Here is a 17,571-nt window from a genome sequence, read left to right as displayed (position 1 = left end):
CGGGCTGTGCTTAGTCCTGTTCCGTGAGTCCTGCCTGATGAAAATCTTGGCCCGACCCATATTGCCACGCTTCACGCCGTCGTTTGGCCTGGTAACTATCTCCCATGGGCAGACGCTGACTGAGCGCATAGCTAGAGGTATAGAGACCCAGGGCAAGGTAATGGCGCAACCAATCGGCCAACGCGCCCACCCCCAAATGGGGCAACAGGGGCAACACCGTTTTAAAGTTCACCCTGGGTAATGTCTTCGTTAGGCCTTGGAACTGCACCACATCCTGTAAGAAAGGATTGAGGGTGTCTTCCCCTAACTGGGCCATCACCCCAAAGACCGCATTTAACAGGTCATTAATCTGATTGGGTGGGCAGCTTTGGTTTACTCCAACGCTCATCGCTTTTTGAAAAAGCCAGGTGACCGAAAGATTCGGTTGGTAGGGTTGTAGCTGGGCGAGGGATTGGCGATCGCAACAGTCCTGGGTCAGGGCATCATCTAAACCGTTGGTGAGTCGCTCCAGATGCCTCAACATTGCCCCAAAGCCACCAAAACTAACGGGAGATTGGCCACCACTACTGTCGCCAATTGGCAAAATGCGGTCCCAAGGATAATGCAGAGGACTGCGACGATAGCTCGGAAAAAAGCCAAACAAAAACCGTTGAAAATCTAAGGCCGCTAAATCCACCTGTTGATAGTCAGGCAGTAATTTTAGATATTCCTCCAGGAGAAAAGCCAGGTCAAACCGTTGGGGATGGGCATCGAGATAGGTAAATAGATAGGTAGTGCGGCCATCGTGGGCGGGAAAGGCTTCCCAAAAGTATTGACATTGGTTGCGAATCGGCGTGAAGGAATAGATTAAATCTCCCTTACTATTCGCCGCAAACCCCTGGGCGCAGCTTCCCACCACTAGACAGACACCGTCTGGCTTTTGGCCTTGGCGCACCTGTTGGGCAATGGGAGAAAAATGCCCCATACCATCCAAAATTAAGCGGGTGTGGAACGTGAATTTTTCAGTCCTGGCGATCGCCCCCTGCGGCGAAACCGTAATCCCTGTGCAAGGGTGATTCTCAAAAATCTTGCCGCCCCAGGTGAGGAATTTTTCCTTCAAAACCGCCAGTAATCGCCGGGGACTCACACCAATATTTAAAATATCTTTCACCCAGAGGGGATCTCCCCCATGGAATTGGATACGCAGGGGATTGAATTCCGTGGCGATGACTTCGCGCAGTTCGGTCTCACTGAGCAGTTCTAAATCCAGAAGCGTCTGCAACTCACTCCGGGAAATATTCCATTCCTGAACGCGCCCTTGCAATGGCCCCCGCTCCAAGATAATCACTCGCCAGCCTCGCCGTTGCAGGGCCGCCGCGAGGAGCAAGCCTAAAGTGCCCCCGCAGACGAGCACATCACAATCATAGTCAGGGCAGTCTTCCGTACCAATTTGCACCATCGCCGGAGCGCCAATCTTACCCTGTCGCCAATTTTGCCACCGTTGATCAGCGGCCCGTAGCCCCTTGAGGGGATCCCCTGGCATTGCGCCCAAAATTGTTTTTACCTGACCCATGGCGATCGCCTCTCATTTTTCTGCACACTGTGGCTCTTTTTTATCATTTTCCCTGGGAGTGATGGTTATAAATACTTAAAAAATCTTGAATTTCCGGGATTGCCTTGACTTCATAAAACTTAATCAATAGAATCAGCGTAACTTAACACCGCCAAAATATTCAGGCTTAATCATTTGGTGCGTTGAGTGCTGTTTTAATTCATTTTTAATATTCAGGAGCTTGCCCGTGCTAGGAAAAATTTTAGGAAAAAAGAAAGATAACTTTTTCATGGAATTACCTTCCCAAGGTAACGACACAATCGCCGAAGCGTCCGTTGCGCCCGAAGTGCGGGTACAGGAAACACCTCAGGTAGAAGCCCCTGCTGCTGAAGCTTCCCAAAAGGCCCCCGCTCCCGTAGCCAGTGCCCCGGCCCCCAATGTAAATGACCCCACCGATGTGATTGTGGCCGCCATTCAGGCTGCAAGCCGAGAAGCCGTCCTCGCCCAGACAGTAGAAGTTGGAGCCTTCGCAGAAAACTATCTCCTCAAACCCGGCAACCGTTCCAATCGTCGCCGCCCAGGGGCAAACATGGCTGCTTTTAAAGCGATGGCCCAAAACATCAAATTCTAGAAAGAGGCTTGAGTCAACAGAGTTTCTGTCAGGGATAACGACATCCATTCATGATTTAGGGTTGAGAAAGGGAAGTGATTACTTCTCTTTTTTTGTGACAAATTTATTAATGTAGCGATGGTCAAAAAATAAATCTTTGACACTGGGGCCACGGGGAATTTGTGCTGCATGGAATTGGGACCAAAATTTTTTTCGCTGACCGTTTGGGGCAGATCCAAAATCTGTGGTAATTAAAAAGCGACAAAAGCCATTGCGATAGGGTCATCCTCTCTATAATGATCGCAACACTTGCAAACTGTTGCCACCATGAGCCAAAACCTTCCCCCTTCTTCCGAAAACTCAGTGCAAGTTCCACCATCCCGTCGGCGTCAACGTCTCATTACGGGGGCGGCTGTGGGCCTTGTGTTAGCCGTGGGAGCGGGCCTAGGCTATGGGCGTTACTACATCTACCAGCGCTTATCACCACAAATTGAGCAGCAGCTTAATAAGCAAATTGATCGCCCCATTAACCTGGGGTCAGTGCAAGGATTTTCCTTGGGGGGATTACGGTTTGGCCCGTCTGAACTGCCACCAACGGCGGATTCCAATGATCAGCTTCTGGTTGAGGCGATCGCCGTTGATTTTAACCTGTGGACATTGCTCACCCAGCGGCGCTTAGACCTAAACCTCACCCTGATTAATCCCCAGGTGACCGTTGAGCAAAACCAAGCCCGCAGATGGCTAGATTTGAACATTGCTCCCGATGACCCAGACACCGAAGGTCTCGAAGTTAATATCAACAACATCCGCCTCCGCCGGGGTCAACTGACGTTAATTGCCCGCCAACGTTCCGGCACCCTGAGTCCCCCTGTGCAGTTGGCGATCGCTTCTGGTAAAGGCCGCCTCACGAACCAAAACAAAGTAATCAATTTTGATGTCCAGGGGAAGTTGGCGTCGGGGGGAGACTTAAACATCGAAGGAATCCTCGATTTTGAGCAAGAAACCAGCAATCTCAGGATTCGCGCCCAGAAATTAGACCCTGTCGCCATTTCTAACCTGGTGGTTCCCCCTGTCACCTTTTCCGGTGGTGTAGTAGATGGTGCCATCGAGTTATTCCTAGAAGAAGGCGACCTCAGCGATTGGAATGGGGAGTTAATGGCCGAGGGTTCGACCCTAATCGTTCCGGCCCTTACCAAACCCGTAGAAGATTTTTCCGGCAAAATTGGCTTTCAAAACCAAGAACTTCAATTCCAACAGACGACAGGCCGCCTGGGGACGCTTCCATTTAGTGGCGATCTAAATATCAATTTTGAAACGGGTTTTACGGGGCAAATTGAGACGGCCCCCGCCGAAATCGCCCAAATTCTGGACACCTTTGAATTAGAATCCCCAGCCTTTCCGGTGGAGGGTCAATTGGCAACGACGGTGACCTTTGGGGGGCCACTGGAACAAATTCAGTTGGCCGTTGCGGCAACGAATGCCAGCCAATTAAAAGTTGATCGCCTGACCCTGGAGCGTTTTCAGGGCGATCTGACCATTACGGGTAATCGTTTTCTGGTTGAGCAGTTCACCGCCCAACCTACCTTGGGGGGCAATATCACCGGCCAAGGGGTGATTCAATTGGCTGATGAAAGTACGTCTTCGCCTGGGGCGATCGCAATTGCGGCCCAGGGGGATCAATTACCGACAAATGCCCTGGCCCAACTCTACGAACTCAATTTACCCGTCACTGCCGGGCCGGGACGCACAGATGTGGTGTTTGAAGCGCCCCTGAACCAAGTCTCAGAATTTGTCGTCTCAGGTACCGCTGTGGTGCCCGTGGCTGGGGGCCTGGTGACAATGCCCAACCTGCGCATTACCCAAACCCAATTCCAAACCCCTGCCCGCGCCCAGGGACTGCGTCTCGCCCAGCTTACGGAACAGGAACTGCCCTCCTTTCTCCAGCGCAGTATCGTCAATGGTGATTTCCAAGTTGCGGGCACCTTTGGCCAGTCAGAACCCCAGGCACAAGCGGGTTCCCTCGACATTACTGGTCAGGCCCGCACCAGTTTTGCCAATGGTCAGGCGATCGCCCGCAATATTCGCGTTGGGGATGGTCGGTGGCGCGCTGACCTGGCTTTAAATAACCTCGATCTTAAAGAAATTTTACCCGCTGTTCCCCGTACCCTAGTGGCGGACTACTCCGGCCAATTCCAGACTGGGGGAACCTTAGCCGAAGTGAACTTAAATACCATCGAAGCAACGGGTTCTGGACGCCTCACGGTGGGCAATGGCGAGATTCGCACCGAGGGCGTCACCGTCGCTGGGGGGGAATGGTACAGTCGCACCGCCCTAAATAATGTAGATTTAGTGAGCTTTGCCCCCCAATTGGCCAATGTGGCAAATACAGTCCCCAGCCAAGGTCAGTTTGAGGTGCGGGGTAATTTAGAGGATCTCTCAGTAGAGGGGATTTTGGCCCAAGGTTCCCTGAGCGCCAGACTAGCAGGCGGTGTCATTGACGGCGGATTGTTAACGCTTCAGAATGGCCAACTCCAGGGGGATTTTACCGCTCAAAATTTGGCTCTGAATCGCCTCAATAGCAGCCTGGAGGGAATTGGCAGTGGCGCTGTGCAATTAACAGCGGATGTGACCCAGCCAGACCTGAAGAACGTGCGGGCCGAAGGGGATCTGCGCCTCAGTGAAGGGGTCGCCCTGATTAATTCTCCGTTAACCAGTCAATGGGCTTGGAATGGGCAGCAACTGCAAATCCAAAGGGCGATCGCCGAAAATTTCCGGGCCGATGGGGTCTTAACCATTGATAGTGATCGCCTTGGTCGCGATGCAAGCCAAGCAATTACACAATTGGCCCTCAACCTAGAAGCCCAAAATCTCGATCTCCAGCAACTGCCTTTACCGGAGGTGGCCCAGTCTCTCGATGTTGCAGGTCAAGGGGATTTTCGAGGCACGATCCAAGGGACACTCCAGCAACCCCAGATCAATGGTCAAGTCGCTCTTAATAATGTGCAGTTAGCCGAATTAACCCTCGACCCCACCCTCCAGGGCACCATTCAAACCCGCAGCGATCGCCGCACCATCATTGCCATCGAAGGGGAAGAAGACCAGATTTTTGCCCGTCTGAACTCCCGTCTCCGCCCAGAACAGGCCGAACTCAAGCTCGATGGCTCGACCCTAGACCTCGCCCTGGAGTACAACCAAGCGGGCCTCGAACCTACCCGACTCCAACTGAGTAGTGGCAACCTCCCCGTTACTTTGGTTCAACAGGTGGCCCAGGGACAACCCGCTTTGCAACGACTTGATTTTCCCCTAGAAACGATGGTCTTGGGGGGACGACTCTCCAGTGAACTGCGGGCGGATCTCCAGGCGAATTCGGTGTCCGGTCAGATGGCGATCGCCCAACCGATGCTGGGTTATCTTGAAGGCGATCGCCTCAGTGGAAACTTTTACTTTGCCAACGATACCCTCAGGCTCCAGGATTTCCAATGGGCGCAAAATGGCGGCCTCTACAGCGTCGATAGCACCATTGCCCTGGCCAACGAAAACCGTCCTAGCCCAACCATTCAAACCACGGGCACCATCGAACAAGGCCGAATTGAAGATGTTTTAGCGGCCCTGCAAATTTTTGATTACGACGATTTCCAAAATCTCGGCAGTTTGTCCCTACCGGATTATTTTGGCCGTTCCAGTCGCTTCGATCGGAGCGCCGATCTCTATGCCAACCGTCCCCAGGATCCGCCCCCCATCACCACTGAAATTGAGTCTGTGGCCGTGCCAGCCCAACCCACCCTGGAATTAGCCGATGCCACGCCCCCTGAACGGGAAAAATATCGTTGTGATACCCTCCTCAACGGCATGGCTGAAGCGACTCCGCCGGAAAATAATGGCGAAAATCCGGCCCTCTACAGCCGTGGCGATCGCCAACAATCCTTTGCCGAAAGAATCGCTCTCCTCAGTTGTGTCCAAAGCCAACTCAATTTAGATGTCGCCGAGAGTAAACCACTCCTGCCCGCAGAATTAGCAGACCTCCGGGGGGAATTTAGCGGCGATTTGAGCCTTGCCTACAGTGCAGAGACTGGCCTCCAGGCGGATTTTGATCTCACTGGCGGATACCGCGAAGTGGCCGTGTTTGGCGAATCACAGATTGTCGGTTCCCCTTGGCAGTGGGGCGAGATCACGATGCCCCAGATTATCGCCCGTGGCGTACTGCGAGACCGGGTCTTAACGTTGCGGCCCGTGGGCATTCGTCTCTCGGAACAAGATGGCGGGGGACGCCTAAGCTTTATTGGTAGCTTTGGGGGCGATACCCAAACGGGACAATTGCGTCTCACCGAAGTCCCCGTGGCCTTTTTAGAAAAGTTCGTTGATTTACCTGAGGCGGTGGCGATCAACGGTTTTATTAACGCCAATGCCGCCCTTGCGGGAACTCCTGATGATCCCTCGGCCCGGGGTGAAATGACCATGGCCAACGCTAGCATCAATGACACGCCAATCAATAGCGTCAAGGGGAACTTCACCTATGATGATGCCCGCCTCGATTTCATCGTTGATAGTGAACTGGTGCCTGAGGCTGACCCCCTCCAAATTACGGGCAGTATTCCTTACCAACTCCCCAATGCGACAGTCGTCCCGGAGAGTAACGCGCTCAATCTCACGTTTAACCTTGAGAATGAAGGCTTTGCCCTCTTAAATATTTTGACGCGGGGTCAAGTGGCTTGGCTGGGCGGTGAAGGGGAAGTGGATCTGTCCATTGACGGAGAAATTGATCCCGACACGGGGCGGCCAGTGGATCTGGTGGCGGACGGTCAGGTGGCGATCGCCCAGGCAGAGATCCAAGCCCAGGTACTGCCCGATGCCCCCTTGACCAATGTCCATGGGCAAATTGACTTTAATCTAGATACCCTGACCGTCCAAGAACTCACCGGCGATTTTAGTGGTGGCCAGGTGGCGATCTCTGGGCAACTGCCCCTCGCCAGGGCGACGACCGAGAGCCAAACCCTCGATGTGCGCCTAGAAGATCTCAACTTTGTGCTGCCTGATCTCTACCAAGGGGGCGTTGCGGGCAATCTGATCATTGCTGGTACCAGCCTAGAGCCGACCATTGGGGGCGATTTAACCCTCCGAGAAGGGCGTATTTCACTGGCAGGGAACCAAGAAAATGGCAATGGTAATGGCAACTCAGCCGCAGCCATAGACCAACAAACCACGGCCGGGAATAAACAGCTTGACCCAGGGACATCCCCAACACCGAAACGCGTTTCCAATGTCGATCTGCGGGCGATCACAGAGTTTAAAGACCTGAAAATCACCCTTGGCGATCGCGTACAAATTACCAGGCAACCGATTCTGAACTTCCTCGCAACGGGCGATTTAACCCTCAATGGCACCCTCAATGATCTGCGTCCTGCCGGGGTGATTCAGTTAGATCGAGGTCAAGTCAATCTCTTTGCTGCCCAACTGCGGCTTGCGGGTAATCGTAATACCGCGACCTTTACCCCCAACTTTGGCCTCGATCCAGAGCTTGATATCACCCTAGAGACTTCTCTGTTGGAAAATTCCCGGTCATTTCTTGCCACTACCGATCCCCTTTCTGCTGAAATTCGTGACAATAGCGTCTTTGGCCCCAGCCAGATCGGCACCGTCGAAACCATCCGTATCCAAGCCAATGTGCGGGGACGGGCGAGCAATTTAGATGAAAATATTGAATTGACCAGTAGTCCGCCCCGTAGTGAAACGGAGTTGATTTCTCTCTTGGGGGGATCTTTCTTAGAAAACTTCACCGGGGGCAGCACCAACGAAACCCTAGCTTTGGCTAACCTAGCTGGTTCCGCCCTTTTGAGTAATATCCAAGATGTCATTGGCAATGCCCTTGGTTTGAGCGAGCTACGCCTCTTCCCCACGGTGATTACAGAAGATGAAAATGAGAGCAGTTCAACCTTGGGACTGGGGGCAGAACTCAGTGCCAACATCAGCCCAGATTTGTCCTTGTCGGTGCTGCAAATTCTGAATAGTAGCCAGCCCGCTCAGTTTGGTCTCCGGTATCGGGTCAACGATGAGATTTTTGTGCGGGGCTCCACGGATCTCAACAACGATAATCGCTTTTCTGTCGAATACGATCTGCGATTTTAGACACAAAAGCAGAAAATTTAACAATCTTTCCTGAGAAACGTTAACATTATTTAATAACCAACCTGAAACACAGGATAAGACGCTCTTTTAAGAATCGCATAATTATTTTGCTTATCCTCAAATCCTAGGAGGCTCTCAGTAGTGAACAAAAACAACAAAAAATGGCGCAGTACCGGGCTTTATGCCCTATTGGCGATCGTCGTGATCTCCTTGGCTGTGTCTTTCTTGGATCAGCAACCCCAAAGTCGAGAGACCTGGCGTTATAGTCAGTTCCTCCAAGAAGTCCAGCAGGGCAATATCGAAAGTGTCAAAATCAGTGGCGATCGCACTAAAGCTTTTGTCCCGGCCCAGGATGGCACGCCTATCCTCGTCAACCTTCCCCCCGGTGATACGGAGTTAATCGACATCCTCAGCGAAAACAATGTCGATATTGCCGTGTTACCCCAGAGTGACGACAATTGGATTTTCCGCGCCCTCAGTACACTCATTTTCCCAATCCTACTACTCGTGGGGTTATTCTTCCTGCTCCGGCGCGCCCAGAGTGGCCCCGGTTCCCAGGCCATGAACTTTGGCAAATCAAAGGCACGGGTTCAAATGGAACCCCAGACCCAAGTCACCTTTGGTGATGTGGCAGGGATTGAGCAGGCCAAACTTGAGTTAACCGAAGTTGTTGACTTCTTGAAAAACGCTGATCGGTTCACTGCAATCGGTGCAAAAATTCCCAAAGGGGTGCTCCTCGTTGGCCCTCCCGGAACCGGTAAAACGCTCTTGGCAAAAGCCGTTGCTGGGGAGGCTGGTGTCCCTTTCTTCTCCATCTCTGGTTCTGAATTCGTCGAAATGTTCGTCGGGGTCGGTGCTTCCCGTGTCCGCGATCTTTTTGAACAGGCCAAACAAAATGCCCCCTGTATCGTCTTTATTGATGAAATTGACGCCGTGGGTCGCTCCCGTGGTGCTGGTCTCGGTGGCGGTAACGATGAGCGGGAACAAACCCTAAACCAGCTCCTGACAGAAATGGATGGTTTTGAAGGTAACACTGGCATCATTATCATCGCTGCGACTAACCGTCCCGATGTCTTGGATGCGGCGTTAATGCGCCCCGGTCGCTTTGATCGTCAAGTGGTCGTCGATCGCCCCGACTATTCCGGTCGTTTAGAAATTCTCAATGTCCATGCCCGGGGTAAAACCCTCTCGAAGGATGTGGATCTCGAAAAAATTGCCCGTCGGACTCCCGGCTTCACCGGTGCAGATTTGTCGAACCTCCTAAACGAGGCAGCAATTCTGGCAGCCCGTCGCAATTTGACGGAAATTTCTATGGACGAAGTGAACGATGCAATTGATCGCGTCCTCGCTGGCCCTGAGAAGAAAAACCGCGTCATGAGTGAAAAGCGCAAAACCCTTGTTGCTTACCACGAAGCAGGCCATGCCCTCGTTGGTGCTTTGATGCCCGACTATGACCCAGTCCAAAAAATTAGCATTATCCCCCGGGGTCGTGCTGGCGGTTTAACTTGGTTCACCCCCAGTGAAGATCGCATGGATTCTGGTCTATACTCCCGTGCCTATTTACAAAACCAGATGGCCGTTGCCCTCGGTGGCCGCATTGCTGAAGAAATTATCTTCGGTGAAGAAGAAGTCACCACAGGTGCTTCTAATGACTTACAGCAGGTCGCTAATGTTGCCCGACAAATGATTACCCGCTTCGGGATGAGCGATCGCCTGGGGCCTGTAGCCTTGGGTCGCCAAAATGGTAACGTTTTCATGGGTCGTGACATTGCCTCTGATCGGGACTTCTCCGATGAAACAGCCGCCGTAATTGACGAAGAAGTCCGGGGCCTCGTGGAAGAAGCCTACAAGCGCGCGAAAGATGTGCTTGTCGGTAACCGCAGTGTCCTCGATAAATTAGCAGCGATGCTTGTCGAAAAAGAGACCGTTGATGCTGAGGAGTTACAAACCCTACTCATGGAAAGTGACGTGCAAATGGCCGCTTTCTCTAGTACCGCAGCTTAAGCGACTCGGAAAATTGAATTATTGCTAATCACTACGGTGAGAAACGAGATCCCTAATTGTTTTAGGGATCTTTTTTTGTCTAAAACGTTGGCACATTAATGTGGCCGACACTGACGAGCACAGAAGAGCCGCCCACGGCGATTTCCGTCAATTCCCCTTTTTGCTGTTGCATGGTCAGCATGAGCTGACTGGGCCGCCCCATTTGAATGCCTTGGTAAATCTGCCAAGTTTGTAATGTCGCCTGGCTGGGTAGGTAGCGATGTAGATAACCCGCCAAACTCGTGGCCGCTGAACCCGTTGCCGGATCTTCAGCAATGCCCAGGCCGGGGGCAAACATCCGCGCATAAATTTGATTGTCTTCGGTTACGACAAAGGGATAGATGTGGGCTGCCAGTTGATGCTGGCATTCTTTTTCCCAAAAGGTGCGGTTGAGGGAGCAACGGCTCAGGGCATCGAGATCCTTACTACGGTGAGAAACGAGATCCCTAATTGTTTTAGGGATCTTTTTTTGTCTAAAACGTTGGCACATTAATGTGGCCGACACTGACGAGCACAGAAGAGCCGCCCACGGCGATTTCCGTCAATTCCCCTTTTTGCTGTTGCATGGTCAGCATGAGCTGACTGGGCCGCCCCATTTGAATGCCTTGGTAAATCTGCCAAGTTTGTAATGTCGCCTGGCTGGGTAGGTAGCGATGTAGATAACCCGCCAAACTCGTGGCCGCTGAACCCGTTGCCGGATCTTCAGCAATGCCCAGGCCGGGGGCAAACATCCGCGCATAAATTTGATTGTCTTCGGTTACGACAAAGGGATAGATGTGGGCTGCCAGTTGATGCTGGCATTCTTTTTCCCAAAAGGTGCGGTTGAGGGAGCAACGGCTCAGGGCATCGAGATCCTTGAGGGGCAAATATAAAAAGGGCAGTCCACAGGAAATCACCGCCGGTTTTAGCACCGGGTGTAAGTCGTGGGCCTGGAGATTTACCAGGGAAGCGTAATCGATGGATTGCGATCGCTCAATAAACTGGGGCAACTGGGCCGCACTTAGGGCAGTGGTACGAACTTGATCCTGTTCCCAATAGATAGAGACGGGGACAATCCCCACTTCTTCTTGGAAGCGCACAAGCTGACAATTTGCAGGTAGATAACCGAGATGGGCCAGAAGGTAGGCGGTTCCCACGGTGGGATGGCCCGCAAAGGGAATCTCGGCGGCGGGCGTAAAAATCCGCAGTTGAAAGTCCGTATCAGGATCTTTTGTGGGAAAAACAAAGACAGTTTCTGAAAGGTTAAGCTCCTTGGCGATTGCCTGCATTTGATGCGAACTTAACCCTTGGGCCTGGGGGAACACCGCCAGGGGATTACCCCCGAAAATTTGCTCTGTAAACACATCGAGGGTATGAAAAGTATAGGTTTGTGACATATAGGTTAAAAATAAACTTAAACTAAGGCCGGTGCCGTGGAGATTTGAATGGAAACGTCTGCTAAATCAAGAATTTGCGGAATCAGATCTTCTTTTTTGACGGCCATCATATGGACACCGTGGCAGAGATTTTTGGCAATTTTTACCTGCTCCGCCGCAATTTTGAGACCCTCTTCGAGGGGATTTTCAGCTTGGGCTAGGCGCTCAATAATCGCATCGGGAATTTGCGCCCCTGGTACACAGCGGTTGATAAATTGAGCATTTTTTGCCGATTTCAACAGAAAAATTCCCGCAAATACGGGCACATCATATTGACTAGCCACCCGGTTCATAAATTCTTCGAGTCGCTGGAAATCCGTAATCATTTGCGACTGGAAAAACTGCGCCCCGGCTTCTACTTTGCGGGCAAAGCGAGATTCAATGGTGTACCAACTCTTAAGCTGGGGATCCACCGCGCCCCCAGGGAACAAATCCAGGGGGCCATCGGGCATTTTTTTGTCGTTAAAGTCTTGGCCGTTATTTAATTTGGTGATCAGTTTTAATAGACGCACCGATTCGAGATCGAAAACTGCCTTGGCTTTGGGGTGATCGCCCGCTTTGACGGGATCCCCCGTGAGGGCCAACACATTCCGTAAACCCAGGGCATGGGCGCCCATTAAATCTGCTTGGAGACCAATGACATTGCGATCGCGGCAGGCCACCTGAAAAATTGGGTCGATACCGTTTTGCAAGAGTAAAGTTGAGGCGGCAATGGACGACATGCGCATCACGGCCCGGCTCCCATCGGTCACATTCACCCCATGGACGCGATCGCCAAGCAATTTTGCCATCCGCAGCATTTTTGTCGGGTCACCCCCCTTTGGAGGCGCAACCTCAGCCGTAACGACAAAGTCTCGATTTTCGATGGCACGACGCAGACGGGTGGTCATGGAAGCAGTTTTAGGGTTAAAAAATCACAGGTAATGAACCATTCTACAGGGACGGCAGAAAACCAAGGGCGTCTTTCACCTGCTTGAGGGTTGCATTTGCAACAGTGTCAGCTTTTTCACGGCCTTCCCGCAACACCTGATCGAGGTAATCGGGGTTCGCCATAATGTCATGGTATTTCGTTTGGATTGGCTCCAGGGCGGCAATGACGGTCTCTGTGAGGAGGGGTTTAAATTGACCCCAGCCCATATCGGCACATTCAGCGGCTACGGTTTCTTTGGGTTTACCACTGAGCAGAGCATACAACCCCAGCAAGTTATTGCATTCCGGGCGGTTAGGATTGTCAAACTCTAGGCCCCGTTCGGGATCGGTTTTGCACTTTTTGATTTTCTTCGTCAGGACATCGGGGGGATCCAAAAGATTAATCCGGCTTAGTTCCGAGGGATCGGACTTGGACATTTTCTTCGTGCCATCGGTGAGGCTCATCACCCTAGCCCCCGTTGTCCGAATCAGCGGATCCGGCATTTTCAGCACGGGGTTTTTCTTCGTGCCAAATTTGTCGTTAATGCGGATCACAATGTCGCGGGTCAGCTCTAAATGTTGTTTTTGGTCTTCGCCCACGGGCACTTTATCGGCATCATACAGGAGAATATCAGCGGCCATCAGCACCGGATAATCGAGCAGGCCAACGCTGACGTTTTCCCCTTGTTTTTGGGCTTTTTCTTTGAACTGAATCATCCGCTCTAACCAGTTCAGGGGCGTCACACAATTTAACAACCAGGCCAATTCGCTATGGGCTTTAACGTGGGATTGAACAAAAATGGTCGAGTGGGTCAAGTCAATGCCACAGGCAAGATACAACGCGGCGATCGCCTTTGTATTATTTGCTAGAACCTTGGGGTCATGGGGCACCGTAATCGCGTGGAGATCTACCACACAGAAAAAACTGTCATAGTCCTGTTGAATTTCCACCCAGTTTTGGATCGCCCCAAGATAGTTGCCGAGGTGAAGATTACCAGTGGGTTGTACCCCAGAGAGAATGCGCTGTTTCGCCATGGATCGCTACGGTGTGGAATGCCCCAATGATTATCGGCCAAATGTTTCAGACTGTAAAGTTGCCTGACAAAGCCCAGGGGCGATCGCCTTCCTTTTAGCGAGATCTATCACCAAGAGGTCAGATTACAATAGAGATACAGGATCCTAAAATTTGCCCCTTTTTTCCCGTTAATTTTAAAGGCGCAATTTTTGAAATTTCCTGCGGTCATTTGCGCCAGTATTGTCTTGCGGCCCATGCCATGAAAATTCTTTGTCTTACGGTTTTTCCCGATGAGTTTCTTGCGCTCCAAAGGGCGATCCATCACCCCTGGCAGGAAACCTTAACCCCTTGTGGTACTCCCTACCTCGCCACCAACTACAACGGGTTACAACTCGCCCTTGTGCATCTTTCTGCCAAATCCCTTGCTAATCCCCAGCGTCTTATTTCCCTAGGCGACCATCTAAAGCCGCAGTTGATTGTGATGGTTGGCATCTGTCGCGGCAATCCGGCCAAAGTTGTTTTAGGGGATATTATCGTTGCCCAGAAAATTTTCACGCTACCAACGGCAAACCGCACCAGTGACTCCGCTTACATCCTCGCCCAACCTTGGCAAGGACGACTCTTGGGGCAATCTAGCGCTTGGCAACAGCAAATCCAAACGCCGCGTCCTAAATCAAGCTTGCACCAGCGGGGCTGGTTACTCCACACTCTCTACGACCACGAACTCAAGCCTGACCATTGCCCCCCACCCCAGGCCCACCCTGAGCGCCGCCACCACTGCCCTGACTGGCCTTTGATTTTCGAGCAATTAGTCACCGAAAAATTACTCACTGCCGACCCGGTTCGCCTCACGGCCTTGGCCATCGATTTAATCCGTGATAATCACGCGCTCCATTTAGCGACGGGTTTCCCCCACGATCCAGCGGTTCCCAGCGTGCATTTAGGGGCGATCGCCGATGTGACCCATACCAATTTCCAGACCGAGGAGGATCCTTTTGCGACCCAGACTCACCTATTTGGCCTAGATATCGGCAGTGCCGCCGCCACAACCCTGGCTACTGCAATAGACTGTCCTGCCATTGTGATCAAAGCGGTGCAGAGCTACGGTAATCCTCAACCCCCCCTGCCCTTCCGTGCCTATGCCACCGAAGCGGCGGCCCAATTTTTCCTCGGCTTCCTCCGGCACCTTAACACCCCAAATTCCCCTGGGCTATTCTCGCTCCCCGTGAGTTAAAGGCCGTGGCGGTTCTGTTTTGAGAACGAAGCCGTTATAATAACCGAGTTCTGCGACGAGCCTTCACAGTCTTTAATTTTCCCATGTCTGAGTCTAGCCATTCCTCCCTCGATGACATTCGCGCTACCCGATTAGAAAAGGTTGATCAACTCAAGGCGATCGCCATGAATCCCTACGCCTACAAATGGGAGATCAGCCACCACACCGCCGAACTACAGGAAAAATATAAAGACATCGAAGCTGGAGAAGAAGTCGAAGACACCGTATCCATTGCTGGGAGAATTCTCGCCCGTCGTGTCTTCGGTAAACTTGCGTTTTTTAGCCTCCAGGACGAAACTGGCACGATCCAGCTTTACCTCGATAAGAAATTAATTAATGGCGGAATGCCCGACCTCGAAGGCGCATTCAACCACCTCAAAAAACTCACCGACGTCGGCGATATTATTGGTGTCAAAGGTATTATCAAGCGCACCGAAAAAGGGGAACTCTCCATTAAAGTGAGCCAATTTGCCATGCTCACCAAATCCCTGCTGCCTCTCCCGGACAAATGGCATGGCCTCACCGACATCGAAAAACGCTACCGTCAGCGTTACGTTGATCTGATTATTAACCCCCAAGTAAAAGAGACATTCCGCCGTCGCGCCAAAATTACTGCCGCCATCCGCCGTTATCTTGAAGACCGCGATTTCCTTGAAATTGAAACTCCCGTCCTCCAAGCTGAAGCTGGCGGCGCAGAAGCCCGTCCTTTCATTACCCACCACAACACCCTTGATATGCCGCTCTATCTGCGGATCGCCACGGAATTACACCTGAAGCGCTTGGTCGTCGGTGGCTTTGAGCGGGTCTTTGAACTGGGGCGCATCTTCCGTAATGAGGGCGTTTCCACTAAGCACAACCCCGAATTTACCTCCATCGAAGTCTACCAAGCCTATGGTGACTATTTCGACATGATGGATCTCACAGAAGATCTAATTCGTACCCTTGCGAAGGACATCGTCGGTCAAGCTCAACTGCCCTATGGTGAGGTGATCGTTGATGTGGGTACTCCCTGGCGCCGGGAAACCATGCAAAACCTCGTTCAGGAAGCCACAGGGATCAATTTCCTCAGCTTTGATGACCTTAACGCCGCAAAGCAAGCCGCTGAATCTGTAGGAATGCACATTCCCGAAAAATGTAAAACCATCGGGCAATTACTGAATGAAGCCTTCGAGCAAAAGGTAGAAGCAACTTTAATTCAGCCCACTTTTGTGACGGAATATCCTGTGGAAGTGTCTCCCCTCGCCAAGCCCCACCGCGATAAACCGGGTTTAACGGAGCGTTTTGAATTGTTTATTGTGGGCCGAGAACTTGCCAATGGTTTCTCTGAGTTAACGGATCCCGTCGATCAACGGCAACGGTTGGAAGAACAAGCGGCCAAGAAAGCAGCGGGGGACGAGGAAGCCTGTGATGTGGATGAGGATTTTGTCACAGCACTGGAATACGGCATGCCTCCCACGGTTGGTCTAGGAATTGGGATTGATCGCCTAGTGATGTTGTTGACTAATGCCGAAAGTATCCGCGATGTGATTGCTTTCCCACTGCTTAAGGATCGTTTTCGTGGAATACGAGATGAGACGCTTTCTGGTGATAGGGGCCTCAAACTCTCTGACATCGCTGAAGATAAGAAACTTCCTCAGGTTTCTGACCTTGGTGAAATGTAAGCGGATACTCTTTATTTTTTGAACAAAAACCTTCTTCATTCTAGGCAATATTTAAACTTATTCCTGCGGAATTATGGATCAGCAAAAGTTAACGGAAGTTTTGGCGATCGCCCGACAAATCGGTTGGGGTGCAGGGGATGTTCTCCAAAGTTATTACAAAGGAGATATTAAAAATATTTCTGATAAAAAAGATGGCCCTGTCACCAAGGCAGATTTAGCAGCAAATCACTATATTCTGGAAGCGTTTCAGGAAAAGTTAGGCACTGAAGATTTTGCCTATCTCAGCGAAGAAACCTACGACGGCAATAAAGTTGAACATCCTTGGGTGTGGATTATTGATCCCCTCGATGGCACCCGTGATTTTATTGACCAAACGGGAGAATATGCCGTTCACATTTGCCTTGTTCATGAAGGTCGCCCGGTCATTGCGGTAGTGGTCGTCCCCGAAGCAGAAAAGCTTTATTTCGCGTCGAAAGGGAATGGCACTTTTGTGGAAACTCGTGATGGCACCGTCACCCCAATTAAAGTTTCTGAGCGCAATCAACCAGAAGATTTATATTTAGTCGCCAGCCGTACCCACCGGGATCAACGCTTCCAGGATTTGTTAGATCGCCTACCCTTTAAAGATAGAAATTATGTGGGGAGTGTCGGCTGTAAAATTGCCCATATTCTCGAACAAAAATCCGATGTTTATATTTCTCTATCGGGGAAATCTGCAGCAAAAGATTGGGATTTTGCGGCCCCGGAACTAATCCTCACGGAAGCAGGTGGAAAATTTAGTTATTTTGCAGGCAATGAAGTGCTCTATAACCAAGGCGATGTGGTGAAGTGGGGCGGCATTATGGCGTCTAATGGGCCGTGTCATGCAGAACTTTGTCAGCAGGCGATCGCCATCCTTGCAGAACTAGATCGTACATAGTTTGTCACCAAAAGCAAGGTTGGGATCAATCAAGGGGTCATGACCCATCTCAACGACGGCGAGGGTTAAACC

General features: G+C 51.5%; 11 protein-coding genes. 6 read left to right on the top strand and 5 right to left on the bottom strand.

Going from position 1 to position 17,571, the window contains the following annotated elements; genetic code table 11:
- Positions 1-10: 10 nt before the first annotated feature.
- A complete protein-coding gene (locus tag AACQ84_RS00215; RefSeq protein WP_012305684.1) occupies positions 11-1,552 on the bottom strand; it encodes an FAD-dependent oxidoreductase in 1,542 nt (513 codons plus the stop codon).
- A 268-nt stretch (positions 1,553-1,820) separates the two neighbouring features.
- On the opposite strand from AACQ84_RS00215, the gene AACQ84_RS00210 reads away from it, so the two are divergent.
- From AACQ84_RS00210 to ftsH3, 3 genes are all read left to right on the top strand, one after another.
- Positions 1,821-2,162, top strand: coding sequence for a hypothetical protein (locus AACQ84_RS00210; protein WP_041443293.1), 342 nt, complete (start codon positions 1,821-1,823; stop codon positions 2,160-2,162).
- Between the two features lie 306 nt (positions 2,163-2,468).
- Complete coding sequence (locus AACQ84_RS00205; RefSeq protein ID WP_012305682.1) at positions 2,469-8,264, top strand: translocation/assembly module TamB domain-containing protein; 5,796 nt, start codon at positions 2,469-2,471, stop codon at positions 8,262-8,264.
- A 141-nt stretch (positions 8,265-8,405) separates the two neighbouring features.
- Positions 8,406-10,268 (top strand): ATP-dependent zinc metalloprotease FtsH3, encoded by a 1,863-nt coding sequence (gene ftsH3 / locus AACQ84_RS00200; protein WP_012305681.1) that lies wholly within the window; start codon positions 8,406-8,408, stop codon positions 10,266-10,268.
- Between the two features lie 79 nt (positions 10,269-10,347).
- On the opposite strand, the gene AACQ84_RS00195 is transcribed toward ftsH3, so the two are convergent.
- Genes AACQ84_RS00195 through trpS form a run of 4 tightly spaced genes read right to left on the bottom strand, consistent with a single transcriptional unit; the run spans position 10,348 to position 13,666 of the window.
- Positions 10,348-10,797 carry a PhzF family phenazine biosynthesis isomerase gene (locus tag AACQ84_RS00195; protein ID WP_083764419.1) on the bottom strand — a complete coding sequence of 150 codons (450 nt, stop codon included), beginning with the start codon at positions 10,795-10,797 and terminating at the stop codon, positions 10,348-10,350.
- Positions 10,781-11,683, bottom strand: a complete 903-nt coding sequence (locus AACQ84_RS00190) for a PhzF family phenazine biosynthesis protein (RefSeq protein ID WP_012305680.1) — start codon at positions 11,681-11,683, stop codon at positions 10,781-10,783. Before AACQ84_RS00190 ends, AACQ84_RS00195 begins: the two co-directional genes overlap by 17 nt.
- A 17-nt stretch (positions 11,684-11,700) precedes the next feature.
- A complete protein-coding gene (locus AACQ84_RS00185) occupies positions 11,701-12,612 on the bottom strand; it encodes a methylenetetrahydrofolate reductase (protein WP_012305679.1) in 912 nt (303 codons plus the stop codon).
- Between the two features lie 43 nt (positions 12,613-12,655).
- A complete protein-coding gene (trpS, locus tag AACQ84_RS00180; protein ID WP_012305678.1) occupies positions 12,656-13,666 on the bottom strand; it encodes a tryptophan--tRNA ligase in 1,011 nt (336 codons plus the stop codon).
- A 239-nt stretch (positions 13,667-13,905) separates the two neighbouring features.
- Here trpS and AACQ84_RS00175 point away from each other — a divergent pair, with 239 nt between their 5' ends.
- From AACQ84_RS00175 to AACQ84_RS00165, 3 genes are all read left to right on the top strand, one after another.
- Complete coding sequence (locus AACQ84_RS00175; protein WP_012305677.1) at positions 13,906-14,880, top strand: hypothetical protein; 975 nt, start codon at positions 13,906-13,908, stop codon at positions 14,878-14,880.
- Positions 14,881-14,963: 83 nt separating this feature from the next.
- The gene (gene lysS, locus AACQ84_RS00170) at positions 14,964-16,580 is read left to right on the top strand and encodes a lysine--tRNA ligase (RefSeq protein WP_012305676.1); all 1,617 of its coding nucleotides are present in this window, start codon (positions 14,964-14,966) and stop codon (positions 16,578-16,580) included.
- A 73-nt stretch (positions 16,581-16,653) separates the two neighbouring features.
- Positions 16,654-17,499, top strand: coding sequence for a 3'(2'),5'-bisphosphate nucleotidase CysQ family protein (locus AACQ84_RS00165; protein WP_012305675.1), 846 nt, complete (start codon positions 16,654-16,656; stop codon positions 17,497-17,499).
- The last annotated feature ends 72 nt before the right edge of the window (positions 17,500-17,571 follow it).

This window comes from Picosynechococcus sp. PCC 7002 (genome assembly GCF_963860125.1).
In the GTDB taxonomy this organism is placed as follows: Bacteria; Cyanobacteriota; Cyanobacteriia; order Cyanobacteriales; family MRBY01; genus MRBY01.
The sequence above is the reverse complement of the archived record's forward strand: the minus strand, read 5'-3'. Positions and strand labels throughout refer to the sequence as shown.